This is a genomic window from Pseudomonas sp. AAC (assembly GCF_000725445.1).
Taxonomy (GTDB): domain Bacteria; phylum Pseudomonadota; class Gammaproteobacteria; order Pseudomonadales; family Pseudomonadaceae; genus Pseudomonas; species Pseudomonas citronellolis.
Genome location: NZ_KL647096.1, coordinates 254,862 through 272,690, shown reverse-complemented (window position 1 = coordinate 272,690; position 17,829 = coordinate 254,862). Strand labels below are relative to the sequence as shown.

Sequence of the window (17,829 nt, the reverse complement as noted above, 5' to 3'; positions counted from 1 at the left end):
GCAAGCTTGCGCCTACAGACAGATCATCATCGCCGTGACTTTCCATGCCTGAATTACCCGAAGTCGAAACCACCCGCCGGGGCATCGCGCCCTATCTCGAAGGCCAGCGCGTCAGCCGCGTGGTGGTCCGTGACCGGCGTCTGCGCTGGCCGGTGCCCGAGGACCTGGACGTGCGCCTGTCCGGGCAGCGCATCCTGCAGGTCACGCGGCGCGCCAAGTACCTGCTGCTGGAGGCCGAGGCGGGCACGCTGATCAGCCACCTGGGCATGTCCGGCAGCCTGCGCCTGGTGGAGTGCGGCCTGGCGCCGGCCAAGCACGAGCACGTGGACATCGAGCTGGAGTCGGGCCTGGCGCTGCGCTACACCGACCCGCGGCGCTTCGGCGCGCTGCTCTGGAGCCAGGCGCCGCTGGAGCACGAGCTGCTGCGCCACCTGGGCCCGGAGCCGCTGACCGACGCCTTCGAGGGCGAGCGCCTGTTCCAGCTGTCCCGCGGCCGCAGCATGGCGGTCAAGCCGTTCATCATGGACAACGCCGTGGTGGTCGGGGTGGGCAACATCTACGCCACCGAGGCGCTGTTCGCCGCCGGCATCGACCCGCGCCGCGAGGCCGGGAGCATTTCGCGGGCGCGCTACCTGAAGCTCGCCGAGGAGATTAAGCGCATCCTGGCCATCGCCATCGAGCGCGGCGGCACCACCCTGCGCGACTTCGTCGGCGGCGACGGCCAGCCCGGCTACTTCCAGCAGGAACTGTTCGTCTACGGCCGCGGCGGGGAGTTCTGCAAGGTTTGCGGCAGTACCCTGCGCGAGGTGCGCCTGGGCCAGCGCGCCAGCGTCTACTGTCCGCGCTGCCAACGCTGAGCGGGCGCTTTTCCGCTATTGCTATTGGGCGGTTCGCGAGCAAGAACTAGGCGTCCCCCCTCGCTCCTACGAAGAGCGGCCGCCTGTAGGAGCGAGCTTGCTCGCGAACCCTGCCCTGCACCCATAACAACAAGAAGGTCCATCGATGTCCGGCAACTACCTGCCCCGCAACCCTTTCGCCGAATGGCTCGGCCACGGCATGCTCAAGGCCGCCGGCTGGCGCATCGAAGGCGCCTTGCCGCCCCTCGACAAGTTCGTGGTGATAGGCGCGCACCACACGTCCAACTGGGATTTCATGCTGTTCCTGGCGGCCAAGTTCGTGCTGCGCCTGAACGCCCGCTGGTTCGCCAAGCACACCCTGTTCCGTTGGCCGTTCGGCGGCCTGCTGCGGCGCTGGGGCGGCATCCCGATCCAGCGCCACCTCAAGCTGAACACCGTGGAGCAGGCGGTGCAGGCCTTCCGCGACAGCCGCGAGATGATCCTGATCATCTCCCCCGAGGGCACGCGCAAGAAGGTCGAGCGCTGGAAGATGGGCTTCTACCACATCGCCCGCGGCGCCGGCGTGCCGGTGGTGCTGGCGGCGCTGGACTACGGCAACCGCCGCATCGTCATCGGCGAGCCGTTTTGGCCGAGCGGCGACGAGGCGGCCGACCTGCAGCGGATGCTGGCTTTCTACCGCCCCTTCGTGCCGAGGAAGCCGGAGCACGCCTTCCTCGGCGGTTGATGGCCATCACGCTGACAAGCCCTGTCGCGCTGATATAGTTAATGGCAGTCTGCCTGCCAACCCAGCATAAAAAAGGATTTACGCCATGAACCTGTTCCGCGCCCTGGCCGTCGTTCTGGCCCTGACCTTCGGTCTGTCGGCCGTTACCGCCCAGGCCTCCGACGCGATCAGCAACACCTCCAGCGGGGACCCGATCTACAGCACCGATTCGCCGCCGTTCTACAAGATGCTCGGCGACCTGATCATCGCCCGCCCGCTGCTGCTGGGCGCCACCGTGATCGGCACCGCGGCCTTCATCGTCAGCCTGCCGTTCACCGCCCTGGGCGGCAACGTCAAGGAAGCCGGCCAGGCGCTAGTGGTGGACCCGGGCAAGGCCACCTTCGTGCGCTGCCTGGGCTGCACCGAAAGCGGCTACAAGCAGGACTGACCCTGCGCGCCGGTACGCCGGCGCGCCCTTCCCGAGGGGGCCATGGCCCGTAGCGAACTGAAGAAGCACCTGCGCCCGCTGCTCCTGCTGCTGGCGGCGGGCGGGCTCGGCTACGCCTTCTGGTCCAGCGCCGGGCTGCTGCAGCTGGGCGCGGGCCTGGCGCTGTTCCTGTTCGGCATGCAGTGCCTGGAGGAGGGCCTGCGCGACCTGGCCGGCAGCCAACTGGAGCTGTGGCTCGAACGCAGCACCTCGACGCCGTCCAAGAGCCTGCTGTTCGGCCTGTGCGGCACCTTCGTGCTGCAGTCCAGCACCCTGGTCTCGCTGCTCACCATCGCCTTCATCAGCACCGGGCTGATCCATCTGGCCAGCGGCATCGCCATTCTCTTCGGCGCCAACCTCGGCGCCACCAGCGGCATCTGGCTGCTGGCCCTGGCCGGGCAGAACCTCAGCCTGAGCCCGCTGGCCCTGCCGCTGCTGGTGTTCGGCGTGCTGGCCAGCTTCAACGGGCCCAAGAGCAAGGCTGCCGGGCGCATCCTCATGGGCATCGCCTTCATCTTCCTCGGCATCGACCAGATCAAGGAAGGCTTCTCCAGCTTCGGCGACGCCATGGACATGACCGGCCTGCAGGCCGAAGGCGTGCTGGGCGCCTTGCTGTTCGTCGGCATCGGCACCCTGGTCACCGTGGTGCTGCAGTCCAGCCACGCCACCCTGATGCTGACCCTCGCCGCGCTGGCCGGCGGCCAGCTGGAGCTGGGCCAGAGCCTGGCCATCGCCATCGGCTCCAACGTCGGCAGCAGCGTGACCACCGCCTTCGTCGGCTCCCTGGGCGGCAACCGCAACGGTCAGCGCCTGGCCCTGGCCCACGTGCTGTTCAACGTAGTCAGCGGAGTGATCGCCTTCATCCTGCTGGCGCCGCTGACCTGGCTGGTGCGCTGGCTGACCGCCCAGGTCGGCCTGGGCGACAACCTGCTGATCCAACTGGCGGCCTTCCATACCCTGTTCAACGGCATGGGCGTGCTGCTGTTCTGGCCGTTGCAGACACGCCTGGCGCAGTGGCTGATCCGCTGGCTGCCGGACGTCGAGGAGCCTTCGGTGCTGATCACCGACCTGGCCCCGGCGACCGCGGTGCAACTGCCGGAGCGCACCCATGCGCGCTACCTCAGCGAGCGCGCCCTGGACTCGGCGGACGCCGCCGCCAGCGCGGTGACCCAGGAGTTGCAGCACCTGGGGCGCCTGAGCATCGAGGTGATCTGCCACGCGCTCTACCTGCCGGTGGACCTGCTCAACCAGCCGAAGGTGGACGAGGCCGCCCTGCACGCCGGGCCGGAGCGCTTCGCCATGGACGCCCAGGCGCTCTACCAGCAGCACATCAAGGGCGTGTACGGCGACCTGTTGAGCTTCATGGGGCGCCTGGAGACGCCGCTGGACGAGGCGCACCAGCATTTCTGGATGGCCTGCCAGGTGGCGGCGCTGCAACTGGTGGACGCGGTGAAGGACGCCAAGCACCTGCAGAAGAACCTGGGGAGGGCGCTGCAGGGCGAGCCTTCGGTGGCGCGGGAATGCTATCTGGAGCTGCGTCGCCACCTGCTGGGCGCGCTGCGCGAGGTGCGCGCCATCGGCGCCCTCGACCCCCGCCAGCTGCCGGAAGGCGCCTGGGCCGCGCGCCTGGCGCTGTTCGACGAGCAGGCCGCGGAATTCGACGGCGCCTTCCGCAACCGCCTGTTCGCCGCGGTGCGCCGCCACGAGCTGGACGGCGCCCAGACCAGCTCGCTGATGAACGACCTGGGCTACGCCAGCCGTATCGTGCAGAGCCTGCGCAACGTGCTGCAGCTGCGCGCCGAGCAGGGCCTGGACGGCGCCCTGCCCGAGCGCGACGCCGACGGGGCGCCCTCGCTGCTGGTGCCCTGACTCAGTAGTGCACCGTGGTCCCGGCGGCCAGGCCTATGCCGCGCGGGTCGCTGGCGGCATCCACGTTCCCGGTCTTCTTGCGCCACAGCAGCACCTGCTGGTTGCCGTAGGACGGGGCGACTTCCTTGAGGCTGTAGCCACGGCCGTTCAGCTCGGCCTTTTGCGCCTCGGTGAAGGTGCGCGGCTCGTGCTCCAGCACGTCGGGCAGGTACTGGTTGTGGTAGCGCGGCGCGCCCACCCAGCTCTGCACCGAGCGGCCGTCCAGGTACTGCAGCATGGCCAGCAGCACCATGCTGGGGATGCGGCTGCCGCCCGGGGTGCCGAAGGCCGCCAGTTCCTCGGGGCTTTCGATGAAGCTCGGGCTCATGCTCGACAGCGGACGCTTGCCGGGGGCGATGGCGTTGGCCGCGCTGCCGGCCAGGCCGTAGGCGTTGCTGCCCTGGATGTCGGCGGCGAAGTCGTCCATTTCGTCGTTGAGCAGCACGCCGGTGCCGGGCGGAGTGAAGGTGGCGCCGAACGGCAGGTTCACCGAGAGGGTGGCGGCCACCGCGTTGCCCTGTTCGTCGATCACCACGAAGTGCGTGGTGTGGTCGCCTTCGCGCCAGCTCGGCGCCGGCGGCAGGGACGCGCTGGGCGTGGCGCGGCGCGGGTCGATGCCGGCGGCCAGGCGCTTGAGGTAGTCGGGGGCGAGCAGTTGCTGCACCGGGTTGGCGATGCGGTCCGGGTCGCCGAGCATGCTGCGGTCGTGGTAGGCGCGGCGCAGGACCTCGGCCACGTAGTGCACGCGCTGGATGGGCTCGGCCTTCTGCCAGGGCAGCTGGGCCAGCATGCCCAGGCTCTGGGCGATGGCCACGCCGCCGGCCGAGGGCGGCGGCGCGCTGACCAGCTCGCGGCCGTCGCCCAGCGGGTAGCGCAGCGGCTGGCGCTCCACCACCTGGTAGCTGCGCAGGTCTTCCAGGCTCCAGACGCCGCCGGCGGCGCGCACGCCCTGCACCAGTTGCTCCGCCGTCTCGCCTTCGTAGAAGCCGCTGCGGCCGTAGCGCGCCAGGCGCGACAGGGTGTTGGCCAGGTCCGGCTGGCGCAGCAGGTCCCATTCCTCGGGCAGGTTGCCCTGCTGCAGGAAGATGCGCGAGGTCTCGCGGTCCTTGCGCATGGCTTCCAGGCGGCCGGCGGCGCGGGTGATGTAGATGCGGTCGACGGAAACGCCGTCGGTGGCCAGGCGGATCGCCGGCACCAGGTTGTCGGCCAGCGGCTTGCGGCCGAAGCGGCTGGTGAGCTCCACCAGGGCCGCGGGCAGGCCGGGGATGGCGGCGGCCAGCGGGCCGTTCAGCGACAGTTCCGGCTGCACCTTGCCGTTGCGCACGTACATCTGCGCGCTGGCGGCCAGCGGCGCGCGCTCGCGGGCGTCGATGAAGCGGTAGCTGGGCGTCGGCCCGGCCTGGCGCAGCAGGAAGAAGCCGCCACCGCCCAGGCCCGAGCTGTAGGGTTCGGCCACTGCCAGGGCGGCGGCGATGGCCACCGCGGCGTCGAAGGCGTTGCCGCCGCCGGCGAGGGTTTCCAGGCCGGCCACGGTGGCCGCCGGGTGGGCGCTGGCCACGGTGGCCTGGGCGACCGGCTGGCTGGCGGCATGGACGCTGGCGGCGCCGAGCAACAGCAGGCCGCAGGCGAGGGCGAGGGAACGGAAACTGTGGTTCAGCAGGGACATGGCATCTCACGAATCGTCGGGTGGCCCCGGACTGGCATCCGGGAAAAACCACGGGAGCGAATTGGGAGGATAGACAATCCCGCCGCGTCGCGGTTGCCGAATGCCCTGTGGGATTTCGGCGATCCGCCTGTCAAGCCCGCGCGGTCAGGCCTTGCCGGTGATCTTGAGGTACTTGTGCATCAGCTCGTCCTTGCTCTCGACATGGGCGTCGTCGAGGGGGATGCAGTCCACCGGGCAGACCTGCTGGCACTGCGGTTCGTCGTAGTGGCCGACGCACTCGGTGCACAGGTTGGGGTCGATCACGTAGATCTCCTCGCCCTGGGAGATGGCGCCGTTCGGGCACTCGGGTTCGCAGACGTCGCAGTTGATGCAATCGTCGGTGATTTTCAGGGACATCGAAAAACTCCGGCCTTGGCCCATGGCCAGGCTGTCAGCAACAGGAATGCTGCAATTTTGCCGCATTGGCGTGCGCGTTGCACGCCGGCCGGATCAATTGCCGCCTTCCCTGGCGGCGCCCGGTCAGCGCTTGAAGCGCTCGGCCAGGGCGCTGGACACCGCGGGATGGACGAACTTGGTGATGTCGCCACCCAGGGCGGCGATCTCGCGCACCAGGGTCGAGGAGATGTACGAATACTTCTCCGACGGGGTGAGGAACATGCTCTCCACGTCCGGGGCGAGCTGGCGGTTCATGTTGGCCAGCTGGAATTCGTATTCGAAGTCCGACACCGCGCGCAGGCCGCGCAGCAGGATGTTGGCGTTCTGTTCCTTGACGAAGTGCGCGAGCAGGGTGGAGAAGCCGACGACTTCGACGTTGGGCAGGTGCGAGGTGACCTGGCGCGCCAGCTCGACCCGTTGTTCCAGGGGGAACAGGGGGTTCTTCTTGGGGCTGGCGGCAACGGCGATGATCACCTGGTCGAACAGCCGCGAGGCCCGCTCGACCAGATCGGCATGGCCTTTGGTGATGGGGTCGAAGGTACCCGGGTACAGCACTCGGTTCATCGCAGCGTCCTGGTGGTTCAAGGGGCAGGCGTGGGCATTGGCGGGGCTGGATGGTAACGCAGCAGCCTGGATGGGCCAAGCGACCTTGGTAGTGCCCGCCGGCGCGGACTACCGGATTTTCCCGGGAGGAAACCGCCAGCCGGCGCGCAAGGCCCGTGGCAGAGCCTTCGCGCCGGGATCGGGGCTCAGGCCTTGCCCAGGCGCTCGGCGAGGCCGCTGGCCAGCTGCGCGGTCAGGCCGTAGACCGACAGCTGCGGGTTGGCGCCGATGCTGGTGGGGAACAGCGAGCCGTCGTGGATCGACAGGTTCTCCAGCTGGTGGTGGCGGCCGAGGCTGTCGCACACCGACTGCCGCGGGTCCTCGCCCATGGCGCAGCCGCCCATCACGTGGGCGCTGCCCAGGCGGGTGCGGTACAGCTCAAGGCTCAGGCCGTCGATCAGCGCGCGGGCTTCGGCGAGCGTCTTCACGTAGCCGGCGTCGGCATGCAGCGGCAGCACTGTCTTGGCGCCGGCGGCGAACTGCACCTCGGCCATGGTGTGGAAGGCGCGACGGATGCCGTCCCAGGTGTAGTCGGTCATGCGGTAGTCGAGCACCGGGGTGTCGTCGCCGCGCAGGCTCACACTGCCCACTGCGCTATCCGGGTGGAAGCCGTCGCGCATCAGGGCGAGGATCATGTTGGTGTGTGGCAGCTGTTCCATGCGCAGGGCGTTGTCGATGCCGAAGCGGCCGAGCAGGGTGGCCGCCAGGGCCGGCTGCAGCGGCGGCACTTCCAGCTTGTAGGACATGTGCCCGGCGGTGCCGTCGTCCCACTGGAAGTGGTCGGAGTAGATCGACTGCGGCGCGCCGTAGAAGGGGTTGACCACTTCGTCGAACTGCGCGGCGCTGAAGTTCACCACATGCAGGAAAGTGCGCTGGCCGACGCGGCCGTTGGGGTCCGGCGCCTTGGAGCGCAGCAGCACCGCCGGGCTGTTGATGCCGCCGCCGGCGAGCACGTAGTGGCGCGCCTTGACGGTGATCTTGCGGCCGCTGGGCGCCACGCAGCGCGCGTCCATGGCCAGGCATTCCAGGCCGCTGACCTTGCCGCCGTCGTGCAACAGGCGGTTGGCGCGGGCCAGGAACAGCAGCTCGCCGCCCTTGTCCAGGCTGGCCGGGATGGTGGTGACCAGCATCGACTGCTTGGCGTTGGTCGGGCAGCCCATGCCGCAGTAGCCGAGGTTCCAGCAGCCGCGCACGTTGCGCGGGATGACCTTCCAGTGGTAGCCGAGCTTCTCGCAGCCGCGGCGGATCACGTCGTTGTTGAAGTTCGGCGGCATGATCCAGGGCGCCACGCCCAGGCGTTCTTCCATCTTCGCGAACCAGGGGGCCATTTCCGCCGGGCTGTGGCCCTTCACCCCGTGTTCCCTGGCCCAGTGCTCCAGGGTGGCGTCGGGGGTGCGGAAGCTGGAGGTCCAGTTGACCAGGGTGGTGCCGCCCACGGCGCGGCCCTGGAGGATGGTGATGGCGCCGTCCTTGCTCATCCGCGCGATGCCTTCCTGGTACAGGCTGGAGTAGGCCTCCGGCTCCTGCATCTTGAAGTCGGAACTGGTCTTGAGCGGGCCTTCCTCCACCAGCAGCACCTTGTAGCCGGCGCCGCTGAGGATTTCCGCGGTGGTGCCGCCACCGGCGCCGGAGCCGATGACGACCACGTCGGCTTCCAGGGTCAGGTCGTTGTCCAGGCGCGAGCCATCGTGGACTTTCCAGCCGCGGGCCAGGCCCTCGGCGAACAGATCGGGTACGGGCATCAGGGGTACTCTCGGGAATTCTTGTTATGGGAGTGGCGGCGCTCAGACCTTCGGCGGCCCGGGGTAGCCGCAGTGCGCCCAGGATTCCGGGCGCCCGTACCAGGCCATCATCACCAGCTGCAGCAGCGAGCTGTGGCCCATCTTCAGCAGGCCGATGGAGCTGTTCTGCCAGCGTTCCAGGAAATGCTTCACGTCGTCCGCGCTGGCCTTCTCCCAACTGCCCCAGATGCCGGTGAGCGGGCCGCGGGTGACCGGCAGGGCCAGCACGTCGAACAACTGCACGGTGAGCTTGAGCATTTCCGGCGAGAGGTGGTCGAGGGTGTGGTCGAGGCCGGCGAGGCTGGCCTGCACCGCCTCGGCCATGCGCTCGGCCGGCACGGCGCCGGCCAGCATCACCGGGATCAGGGCGCGCAGGAAGGGCAGGTCGGACTCGCGGATGACCTTCATGCCGCTGGCCGGGGTGCTGGCCGAGCAGCCGCTGAGGGTGGCGGTGACGCCGGCGGTGGCCAGGAAGGCGCCGCCGAGCAGGCCGATCTTGAGCACGCCGCGCCGGGAAAGTCCCGGCGCGCTCAGGGAGGTGTCTGTCATTGTTGTTGTTTCACCTGGGTGGAATACGCGGTTTCAGCGGACGAACAGCTTGTAGACCAGTTTCTGCAGCGCCTTGCCGTAGGGCGGGTAGATCACCCGGGCGGCGTTGAAGCGCGGCTTGCTGAACACCGCCTTGGCCTTGCTGAAGGTGAGGAAGCCTTCGTGGCCGTGGTAGTGGCCCATGCCGGAGGGGCCGACGCCGCCGAAGGGCATGTCGTCCTGGGCGACGTGCAGCAGGGTGTCGTTCAGGCACACGCCGCCGGAGTGGGTCTGGGCCAGCACCTGCTCCTGCTCGCGCTTGTCGTAGCCGAAGTAGTACAGCGCCAGTGGTCGCGGCCGGTCGTTGATGTAGGCCAGGGCCTCGTCCAGGCGCTGGTAGGGGACGACCGGCAGCAGCGGGCCGAAGATCTCGTCCTGCATCACCTTCATGTCGTCGTCGACGTTCAGCAGCAGCGCCTGGGGCAGGCGCCGCCCGCTGGCTTCCGGCAGCAGGCGGATGACCTGCGCGCCCTTGGCCTGGGCATCGCTCAGGTAGCCGTTGAGGCGGGTCAACTGGCGTTCGTTGACGATGGCGGTGTAGTCGGGGTTGTTCTCCACCGTCGGGAAGAAGCCCTGCACCACGTCGCGGTAAGCGCTGACGAACTCCTCGACGCGCTGCTGCGGCACCAGCACGTAGTCCGGCGCCACGCAGGTCTGCCCGGCGTTGAGCGACTTGCCGAAGGCGATGCGCTCGGCGGCGTCCTTCATCGGCACGTTCTCGGAGATCAGCGCCGGCGACTTGCCGCCCAGTTCCAGGGTGACCGGGGTGAGGTTCTCCGCCGCGGCGCGCATCACGTGCTTGCCGACGCTGGTGGCGCCGGTGAACAGCAGGTGGTCGAAGGGCAGCTTGGAGAAGGCCACGCCGACGTCCACCTCGCCCTGGACCACGGCCACTAGGTCCTCGGGGAAGACCTTGGCCAGCAGTTCCTTGAGCGCTTGGGCGGTGGCCGGGGTGGATTCGCTCATCTTGATCATCACCCGGTTGCCGGCGGCCAGCGCGGCGGTCAGCGGGCCGATGGCAAGGAACAGCGGGTAGTTCCACGGCACTATCACCCCGGCCACGCCCAGCGGCTGGTACACCACCTTGGCCGAGGCCGGCATGAACTGGATGCCGACGCTGCGCCGCGAGGGCTTCATCCAGCGCGCCACGCGTTTGCGCGCGTAGTGCACGCCGTGCAGGCTGGGCATGATCTCGGCGAGCAGGGTCTCGTCGGCGGAGCGGTGGCTGAAGTCGCGGGAAATGGCCTCGATGATCGGCTGCTGCTCGCGCACCAGCAGGTCGGCCAGGCTCTTGAGCCATTGCTGGCGCTGGCCGGCGCTGGGCTGCGGGTTGGCGCGGTAGGCCTGGCGCTGGCGCTCGAACAGGCTCTGAAGCTGGTTGATGTCCTGCTGCGTCTGCTGCAGGTAGGCGATGTCGGCGACCATGGCGGGCTCCTCGGCGGACCGGCTGGGGGAAGCGCTCCGAGTGGGTGGGGCGCTTCGCGTTGTGCTTGTCGCTGGATTTTTAGAGCAATTACTCTAAAGTGTCAAATAGCATGCCGCGTCAGCGCCGCGCGGCCCACCCAACGAAAAGCTGGGCGGCCGCCTGGAGTGTTACGCCGGCTGCATCGCACGTAGCAATCCGTGTACCTTTGCCCCTTGCCGTAGAAGAGTGATTCCGAGTCCGCGCATGGCCCCACGCATCAAGACCCGCGACCGCATCGTCCAGGAGAGCCTGGCGCTGTTCAACGCCCAGGGCGAGCGCAGCGTCACCACCAACCACATCGCCGCGCACCTGGGCATGTCCCCGGGCAACCTGTACTACCACTTCCGCAACAAGCAGGCGATCATCGCCGAGCTGTTCGCCGAGTACGAGGCGCGCGTCGACGACTTCCTGCGCCTGCCCGAAGGCCGCGGGCTGACCATCGAGGACAAGACCTTCTACCTGGAGGCGCTGCTGGCGGCCATGTGGCGCTACCGCTTCCTGCACCGCGACCTGGAGCACCTGCTGGAAAGCGACGCGGAGCTGGCCGCGGCCTACCGCGCCTTCGCCCGCCGCGCGCTGGTGAACGCCAAGGCCATCTACCGCGGCTTCGTCGAGGCCGGGATATTGCGGATGGACGAAATCCAGCTGGAGGCCCTGACCCTCAACGCCTGGATCATCCTCACCTCCTGGGTGCGCTTCCTCTGCACCACCCAGGAAGTCACCGGCGACCTCAGCGAGGAACTGCTGCGGCGCGGCATCTACCAGGTGCTGGCGCTGGAGAGCGGGCACATCGCCGAGGATTCGCAGGCGGCGGTGGAGCGGATTGCCGAACGGCTGTATGTGCCGTTGACGGAAAGTTCTTCGCAGGGCGCGTGAGTTATCCACAGGGGTGATCGCGGACTGCGTCCTACGTTTGGCTTTTCGTAGGAGCGAGCTTGCTCGCGAACGGTGTTTGCCGGTGAGTGCTTGGTGTTCGCCCAAGAGCGCCCTCTCCCTAACCCTCTCCCTGAAGGGAGAGGGGACCGTTGGGCAGGGTTGGAGGTCCCGCAGTCAGCCGGCAACACCGAAGGTTTCCGGCTGAAACCTTGCCTTGTCTCGGCACGGACAAGCCCCCTCTCCCTTCAGGGAGAGGGCTGGGGAGAGGGAAAGGAATTCAACGTCGCACCGAAGCAACCGGCATACGCCCGTTCGCGAGCAAGCTCGCTCCTACGAAAAGCCGTATCGCCCTTCGCAGATATCACCCCTTGCGCGGCCCCGGCACCAGCGGCTGGCGCAGTTCCAGGCCATGCCGGAGGAAGAACCCCTCCACCCCATCGGTGGCATCGGTGTACAGGCGCGCGCCGGGATGGTCGGCGATGAAGCGCTGCATCAGCGAAGTGCCGATACCTCGCCCTTGGTGGCCAGGCAGCACCGCCAGCTCCGCCAGCCAGGTGGTCTGGGCGTTCTCCGGCTCGGCGCGGAGCAGGCCGACCACCTGCTCGCCCTCGCTGGCCAGCAGCACGTAGCCGGAAGATTCGCAGAGATCGCGCAACTCGTCCGCGTCGTTCGGGTGGCCCCAGCCGACGGCGCGGTAGAGCGTGGCTATGCCGGCGCACTGGGTATCGTCCAGCGACGTGGCGCGGTGGATGCGGATGGTCGCTTCGCTCATGGCTTCCCCTCCTTGCCCTTTGGCGCTTCCAGCCTGGACCATCGCTGGCCGGCAGATGCTGATCCCGGTCAAGCTCGCGTCAGCCGGCGCTGCCATGCAGGGCCAGCAGCCAGTCGGGGATGCGCCTTTCCAGATAGTAGTCCGGCCGCCCTGGCGTGCCGCCGATGAAGCCCACGTGGCCGCCGTGCTCGTGCAGCTCCAGCTCGGTGCTGGCGGAGAGCTCGTCCGCCGGCGGGATGCTGCCGGCGTCGATGAAGGGATCGTCGCTGGAATGGATGATCAGCGTCGGGGTGCGGATGCCGCCCAGGTAGAAGCGGCTGGAGGCGCGCTTGTAGTAGTCGTGGGCGTCGGCGAAGCCGTGCAGCGGCGCAGTGACGCGGCCGTCGAAGTCCCAGAAGGTGCGCATGCCGTCCAGCGGCCCCAGGCGCTCCAGCGCCGCCAGGTGCTCCTGGGCGCCGCGCTGGGCGAAACTCTGCTGCTTGTTGCGCACGTAGGCCACCAGTTCGCGCATGAAGTGCGCCTGGTAGATGCGCGAGAAGCCGATGCCGATGCGGTCGGCGCAGCGGTCCAGGCGGAACGGCACCGACACCGCCGCGGCGCCGCGCAGGGGGCAGTCCTGGCCCTGCTCGCCGAGGTACTTGAGCAGCACGTTGCCGCCCAGCGAATAGCCCACCGCATATAGCGGCGCCAGGGGACGCATGCGCCGCAGGTGTTCGATGACCGCCGCCAGGTCCTCGCTGATGCCCGAGTGGTAGCCGCGCGGCAGCAGGTTGGGTTCGCCCGAGCAGCCGCGCCAGTTCAGCGCCACGCTGGCCCAGCCGCGGGCCTGCACGGCGAACTGCAGGCCGCGGATGTAGTGCGAGTCGGAAGAGCCGGTCAGCCCATGGACGGCCAGCACCAGCGGCGTGCGCGCACTGTGCGGGCCGTGCCAGTCGAGGTCGAGGAAGTCGCCGTCCTCCAGCCACAGCCGCTCGCGCTCGCGGCGCAGCACCGGCGCCTTGCGCAGCAGCGAGCCGTAGAGCGTCTGCAGATGCGGGCCGGGGAGCCACCAGGCGGGTTGGAAGGGCAGAGTCATGCGGGCACGGCTCAGTTGCGGATGAGGTTCATGATCAGGTGGATCATCAGTTCTTTCTGTCGCGGATCGCTTTGCGCCACCAGCAGGGCGATGGCGGCCAGGGCGTTGTCGTTGATCTTCAGTTCGCCGTCGTGCTTGAGGTGATGCTGGTTGCGCTGCAGGAACCAGATGAACAGGAAGGCGCCGATACGCTTGTTGCCGTCGGTGAACGGATGGTTCTTGATGATGAAGTAAAGCAGGTGCGCAGCCTGCTCCTCGATGCTGGGGTAGAGGAACTGGCCGGCGAAGGACTGCGTGACGTTGCCGAGAATGCCGAGGAAGCTGTCGTCCTTGGGGCGGCCGAACAACTCGCTTGCCTCGCCCTTGGCCAGCAGGTCGGTCTTCAGGGCCGTGATCGCAGCTTGGGCATCGGCGGGTTCGATGGCGTAGCGGATGCTTTCATCGAAACCTTCCGCGGGCAGGCGCTCGCTGTCGAACTGGTTGAGCAGCACGAAGGTGCGCGCATAGCCGGCGATGACGCTCACCAGGCCCCGGGCCTCGGGCAGGCTGGCCTGGTCGATGAGGTTCTGCTGGAACAGCGTCAGCGTCCGCTCCAGTTCGCGAACCCGTGCCTGCTGGGCTTTCAGGCGTTGCTCGTTGAGTGCGTAACCCTGGACCAGGTAGTCCTTGAGTACCTGGTTCGCCCAGATGCGGAAGCGTGTGCCTTGCCGGGAGTTGACGCGGTAGCCGACGGAGATGATGGCGTCGAGGTGATAATGCTTGAGCCGGCGCTGCACCTTTCGCCGGCCTTCCTCGCGAACTACTAAGAAATCCTTAGTAGTTGCCTCTTCCTGCAACTCGCCTTCCCGGTAGATGTTCCTCAGGTGCATCAGCACGTTTTCCGGCGTCGTGGCGAACAGCTCTGCCATCTGCCTCTGAGTCAGCCAGGCGCTTTCGCCTTCCAGACGAACTTCGGTGGTCTGGCCGCCGTCATCCGCCTGGTAAATGGCGATGGGGCTCTGCGTCGGTTCGTCCATTGGCTGCTCCTTGCGCCTGGTGGTTTGGCTTATCGGCTGCTGCGCCGCCACAGCGCGTAATGCACATTCCCCGCCTGCTTTTCCCGGTGCAGCCGCCAGTTGACCGGCAGGCCGAGGCTGGAAGGGGCGCTTTCGCTCTCGGTGTAGATCCAGGCGTCAGCAGCCAGCCAGCCGTTTTCCTCCAGCAGGCGGCAGCTGTTCTGCAGCAGGTCCTGATGGAAGGGCGGGTCGAGGAATACCAGGTCCACCGGCGCCGGGGCCGGCTTGGCCAGGTAGGTGAGGGCGTCCTGCAACTGCACTTCGCCGTTCTCGCACTTGAGGGTGGCCAGGTGGCCGCGCAGGGCGGCCACGGCTTCGCGGTTCAGGTCCAGGGCCAGGCCGCTGCTGGCGCCGCGGGACAGGGCTTCGAGGAACAGCGCGCCGCTGCCGGCGAAGGGGTCGAGCACGCGGGCGCCGGGAACGTAGGCGGCCAGCCAGTTGAACAGCGTCTCGCGCACCCGGTCGGGGGTCGGGCGCAGGCCCGGGCCGTCGGGGAAGGCGAAGCGGCGGCTGCGCCACTCCCCGCCGATGATGCGCAGCTGGCCCTGGCCGCCGTGCTGGCGGGCGTTGGCGGGGGCGGGCGCCTTGGGTCTTCTGTTCATCAGTGCTCCGGAACGCCGAGGGGCTGTTCGGCCGGTTTGTCGGTGGGCGGCGGCAGCGGTTTCTGCGGCACCGTGGGGCCGGCGGTGACGATGACGAAGGCGTCCGGGTCGATGTGGCGCTGCATGGCCGCCTTGACCTTGTCCACGTCCAGCGCCTGGACCTGGGCCAGGAAGGTCTCCAGGTAGTCCGAGGGCAGGCCGTAGAAGCCGATGGCGCCGAGCTGGCCGACGATGTCGGCGTTGCTCGCGGTGGACAGCGGGAAGCTGCCGGCCAGTTCGCGCTTGGCGTCGTCCAGTTCCTTCTGCGTCGGGCCGTTCTTCACGTAGTCGCGGACGATGTCCTGGACCAGCTTGAGGGTGCCTTCGCTGAGTTCGGCGCGGGTCTGCAGGCCGATGGTGAAGGGCCCGCGCGCCTGCATGCCGGTGAAGCCGGAGGACACGCCGTAGGTCAGCCCGCGCTTCTCGCGCACCTGGTCCATCAGGCGGGTGCCGAAGCCGCCGCCGCCGAGGATCTGGTTGCCCAGGTACAGCGCCGGGTAGTCCGGGTCGTTGCGGGTGATGCCCAGCTGGGCCAGCAGCAGGTGGGTCTGCTTGGAGGGGAACTCGATGTGGCTGGGGCCCGGCTTGGGCACGGCCGGCTGGGCCACCGGCGGCAGCGCCGGGCCCTTGGGCAGCGCGGCGGAGACCTTGGCGGCGATGGCCTCGGCCTCGGCGCGGCTGAGGTCGCCGACCAGCGCGATCACCGTGTTGCCGGCGGCGTAGCCCTTCTGGTGGAAGGCGCGCAGCTGGGCGACGCCGATCTTCGGCACCGACTGCTCGTTGCCGTCGCTGGAATGGGCGTAGGGGTGGTCGCCGTAGAGGCGCTTGAACAGTTCCAGGCCGGCCAGCTTGCCGGGGTTCTGCTTCTGGTATTCGAAGCCGGCCAGCACCTGGTTCTTAATGCGCGCCAGGGCTTCCTCTGGGAAGGTCGGCTGGCCCACTACCTGGTCGAACAGGGCGACGGCGGCCTCGCGCTTGTCCTTCTCGCTCAGGCTGCGCAGGCCGGCTACCGCCATGTCGCGGTAGGAGCCGTTCATGAAGTCGGCGCCCAGGTCCTCGAAACCGGCGGCGATGGCGCTGGTGTCCTTGCCCGGCACCCCTTCGTTGAGCATGGCGTTGGTCAGCATGGCCAGGCCCGGGGCGTCGCCGTCCTGGCTGCTGCCGGCGGCGAAGGTCAGGCGCAGGTCGAACATCGGCAGCTCGTGGGCTTCGACGAAGAGCACGCGGGCGCCTTCGGCGGTGGTCCAGCGCTGGATGTCCAACTGGCGGTGGCCGGGCTTCTTGCCGGCGGCCTCGGCCAGCGACTGCAGGCCGCTGGGTGCCGCGGCGGCCGGCGTTTGCGGGGCGGGGTTGCTGCCGCCGGCGGGGCGGCTGACGCAGAACGCCAGGCCGGCGATCAGCAGGAGGACGACCAGGCCGAGCAGGCCGTAGCGCAGGCCATTTCGTTCACTCATTTGCTCGGCTCCTTGTCGGTATCGGCTTGCGGCAGCACCTGGGCGAGGGTCAGGCGCGAACGGACGAAATAAGTGCGGGCGGCTTTCTGGATATCTTCGGCCGTGACCTGGCGGATGGCTTCCAGGTCCTGGTCGGCAAGGCGCCAGGACAGGCCGACGCTCTCCAACTGGCCGATGCTGCTGGCCTGGGCGGCGATGGAATCGCGCTCGAAGACCAGCCCGGCGATCAGCTGGGCGCGCACGCGCTCCAGTTCTTCCTGGCTGGGCGAGGTGGTCTTGAGTTCGTCGAGCTGCTGCCAGAGGGCCTTCTCCACCTGCTCCAGGGTCTTGCCCTTTTGCACGTTGGGGGTGGCGCTCAGGGTGAACAGGGTGTCGCCGCGGGCGAAGGCGTCGTAGGAGGCGGAGGCGCCGGCCACCAGTTCCTGGCCGCGCTCCAGGCGCGAGGACAGGCGGGCGCTGTAGCCGCCGTCGAGCAGCGCGGAGATCAGCCGCAGGGCATGCACCTCGCGCGGGTTCTCGCTGCTGCCCAGGCTGGGCACGTTGAAGCCCATGATCAGGCTGGGCAGTTGGGTGCGCACCTCGAGGGTGAGGCGGCGCTCACCCGGGTCGGGCACTTCCAGCGGTTTGCGCGCCGGTGGCAGTTTGCGCCGCGGGATGTCGCCGAACCAGCGCTGGGCCAGGGCCTTGACCTCCTCGGGCTGGACGTCGCCGACCACCACCAGGGTGGCGTTGTTCGGCGCGTACCAGGCCTTGTACCAGGCGCGCAGGTCGTCGATGGTCATGCGCTGCAGGTCGGCCATCCAGCCGATGGTCGGCGAGTGGTAGCCGCTGGACAGGTAGGCCGCGGCCTTGAAGCGCTCGTAGGCGAGGGCGTAGGGCTTGTCCTCGGTGCGCAGGCGGCGCTCTTCCTTGATCACCTCGATCTCGCTCTTGAACTGGTCGGCCGGCAGCGTCAGGTGCGCCATGCGGTCGGCCTCCAGTTCGAAGGCCACCGGCAGGCGGTCCTTGGCCAGCACCTGGTAGTAGGCGGTGTAGTCGTCGGTGGTGAAGGCGTTCTCCTCGGCGCCGAGGTCGCGCAGCACGCGCGAGGCCTCGCCCGGGCCCATCTTGCTGCTGCCCTTGAACATCATGTGCTCCAGAGCGTGGGACAGGCCGGTGAGGCCGGGCGTCTCGTAGCTGGAGCCGATCCTGTACCAGAGCTGGGAGACCACCACGGGGGCGCGGTGGTCTTCGCGAACCACCAGCTTCAATCCGTTGTCCAGTACGTATTCGTGGGTCGGCTGGGGTTCGGCGGCGACGGCGAACAGCGGCAGGCAGAGTACGCCCCAGAGCAGGCCGAGCGCGCGGCGGGGAGGATTCTTCATGGTCGAACAGGTCCTTGCTGGTGGCCCGAAGGGCGGTGGCATGGCTGTCGGGCAGCCGCCTAACCCCGGCAGGCGAGGAGATGCTAGGATACCCATCCG

17 protein-coding genes are annotated in these 17,829 nt (G+C 68.6%); 5 read left to right on the top strand and 12 right to left on the bottom strand.

The annotated features are described in order from the left end of the window. Window positions 1-44 precede the first annotated feature (44 nt). The 4 genes from mutM to FG99_RS11065 all read left to right on the top strand — a co-directional run bounded on the left by mutM (window position 45) and on the right by FG99_RS11065 (window position 3,916). The gene (mutM, locus tag FG99_RS11080; protein ID WP_043269554.1) at window positions 45-857 is read left to right on the top strand and encodes a bifunctional DNA-formamidopyrimidine glycosylase/DNA-(apurinic or apyrimidinic site) lyase; all 813 of its coding nucleotides are present in this window, start codon (window positions 45-47) and stop codon (window positions 855-857) included. 145 nt (window positions 858-1,002) lie between these two features. After that, window positions 1,003-1,581 (top strand): lysophospholipid acyltransferase family protein, encoded by a 579-nt coding sequence (locus tag FG99_RS11075; protein ID WP_009615168.1) that lies wholly within the window; start codon window positions 1,003-1,005, stop codon window positions 1,579-1,581. 85 nt (window positions 1,582-1,666) lie between these two features. Continuing rightward, window positions 1,667-2,008, top strand: a complete 342-nt coding sequence (locus tag FG99_RS11070; RefSeq protein WP_043269552.1) for a hypothetical protein — start codon at window positions 1,667-1,669, stop codon at window positions 2,006-2,008. Window positions 2,009-2,050: 42 nt separating this feature from the next. Then, complete coding sequence (locus FG99_RS11065; RefSeq protein WP_043269550.1) at window positions 2,051-3,916, top strand: Na/Pi cotransporter family protein; 1,866 nt, start codon at window positions 2,051-2,053, stop codon at window positions 3,914-3,916. A 1-nt stretch (window position 3,917) separates the two neighbouring features. On the opposite strand, the gene ggt is transcribed toward FG99_RS11065, so the two are convergent. The 6 genes from ggt to FG99_RS11035 all read right to left on the bottom strand — a co-directional run bounded on the left by ggt (window position 3,918) and on the right by FG99_RS11035 (window position 10,453). Next, the gene (gene ggt / locus FG99_RS11060) at window positions 3,918-5,621 is read right to left on the bottom strand and encodes a gamma-glutamyltransferase (protein ID WP_043269548.1); all 1,704 of its coding nucleotides are present in this window, start codon (window positions 5,619-5,621) and stop codon (window positions 3,918-3,920) included. Window positions 5,622-5,765: 144 nt separating this feature from the next. Beyond that, complete coding sequence (locus FG99_RS11055) at window positions 5,766-6,017, bottom strand: YfhL family 4Fe-4S dicluster ferredoxin (protein WP_043269546.1); 252 nt, start codon at window positions 6,015-6,017, stop codon at window positions 5,766-5,768. 123 nt (window positions 6,018-6,140) lie between these two features. After that, a complete protein-coding gene (gene coaD / locus FG99_RS11050; RefSeq protein WP_009615178.1) occupies window positions 6,141-6,620 on the bottom strand; it encodes a pantetheine-phosphate adenylyltransferase in 480 nt (159 codons plus the stop codon). A gap of 185 nt (window positions 6,621-6,805) precedes the next feature. Continuing rightward, the gene (locus tag FG99_RS11045; RefSeq protein ID WP_043269544.1) at window positions 6,806-8,401 is read right to left on the bottom strand and encodes a GMC family oxidoreductase; all 1,596 of its coding nucleotides are present in this window, start codon (window positions 8,399-8,401) and stop codon (window positions 6,806-6,808) included. 42 nt (window positions 8,402-8,443) lie between these two features. Then, window positions 8,444-8,989, bottom strand: a complete 546-nt coding sequence (locus FG99_RS11040) for a twin-arginine translocation pathway signal protein (protein WP_043269542.1) — start codon at window positions 8,987-8,989, stop codon at window positions 8,444-8,446. A gap of 33 nt (window positions 8,990-9,022) precedes the next feature. Further along, complete coding sequence (locus FG99_RS11035) at window positions 9,023-10,453, bottom strand: coniferyl aldehyde dehydrogenase (RefSeq protein ID WP_043269540.1); 1,431 nt, start codon at window positions 10,451-10,453, stop codon at window positions 9,023-9,025. A gap of 244 nt (window positions 10,454-10,697) precedes the next feature. On the opposite strand from FG99_RS11035, the gene FG99_RS11030 reads away from it, so the two are divergent. Then, a complete protein-coding gene (locus FG99_RS11030) occupies window positions 10,698-11,369 on the top strand; it encodes a TetR/AcrR family transcriptional regulator (protein ID WP_043269538.1) in 672 nt (223 codons plus the stop codon). Between the two features lie 361 nt (window positions 11,370-11,730). Here FG99_RS11030 and FG99_RS11025 read toward each other — a convergent pair whose 3' ends face one another. The 6 genes from FG99_RS11025 to FG99_RS11000 all read right to left on the bottom strand — a co-directional run bounded on the left by FG99_RS11025 (window position 11,731) and on the right by FG99_RS11000 (window position 17,772). Next, window positions 11,731-12,141 (bottom strand): GNAT family N-acetyltransferase, encoded by a 411-nt coding sequence (locus FG99_RS11025; protein ID WP_051878777.1) that lies wholly within the window; start codon window positions 12,139-12,141, stop codon window positions 11,731-11,733. A gap of 79 nt (window positions 12,142-12,220) precedes the next feature. Further along, on the bottom strand, window positions 12,221-13,216 hold the full coding sequence (locus FG99_RS11020) for a hydrolase (RefSeq protein ID WP_043269536.1): 996 nt from the start codon (window positions 13,214-13,216) through the stop codon (window positions 12,221-12,223). Between the two features lie 11 nt (window positions 13,217-13,227). Next, window positions 13,228-14,232, bottom strand: a complete 1,005-nt coding sequence (gene rhuM, locus FG99_RS11015; protein ID WP_043269534.1) for a virulence RhuM family protein/type II toxin-antitoxin system death-on-curing family toxin — start codon at window positions 14,230-14,232, stop codon at window positions 13,228-13,230. 29 nt (window positions 14,233-14,261) lie between these two features. After that, window positions 14,262-14,873, bottom strand: coding sequence for a 16S rRNA (guanine(966)-N(2))-methyltransferase RsmD (rsmD, locus tag FG99_RS11010; protein ID WP_043269532.1), 612 nt, complete (start codon window positions 14,871-14,873; stop codon window positions 14,262-14,264). Beyond that, entirely contained in the window at window positions 14,873-16,366 is a 1,494-nt protein-coding gene (locus FG99_RS11005) for a M16 family metallopeptidase (protein ID WP_043269530.1), read from the bottom strand. Before FG99_RS11005 ends, rsmD begins: the two co-directional genes overlap by 1 nt. After that, on the bottom strand, window positions 16,363-17,772 hold the full coding sequence (locus tag FG99_RS11000; RefSeq protein WP_177330901.1) for a M16 family metallopeptidase: 1,410 nt from the start codon (window positions 17,770-17,772) through the stop codon (window positions 16,363-16,365). Before FG99_RS11000 ends, FG99_RS11005 begins: the two co-directional genes overlap by 4 nt. Window positions 17,773-17,829: the final 57 nt, after the last annotated feature.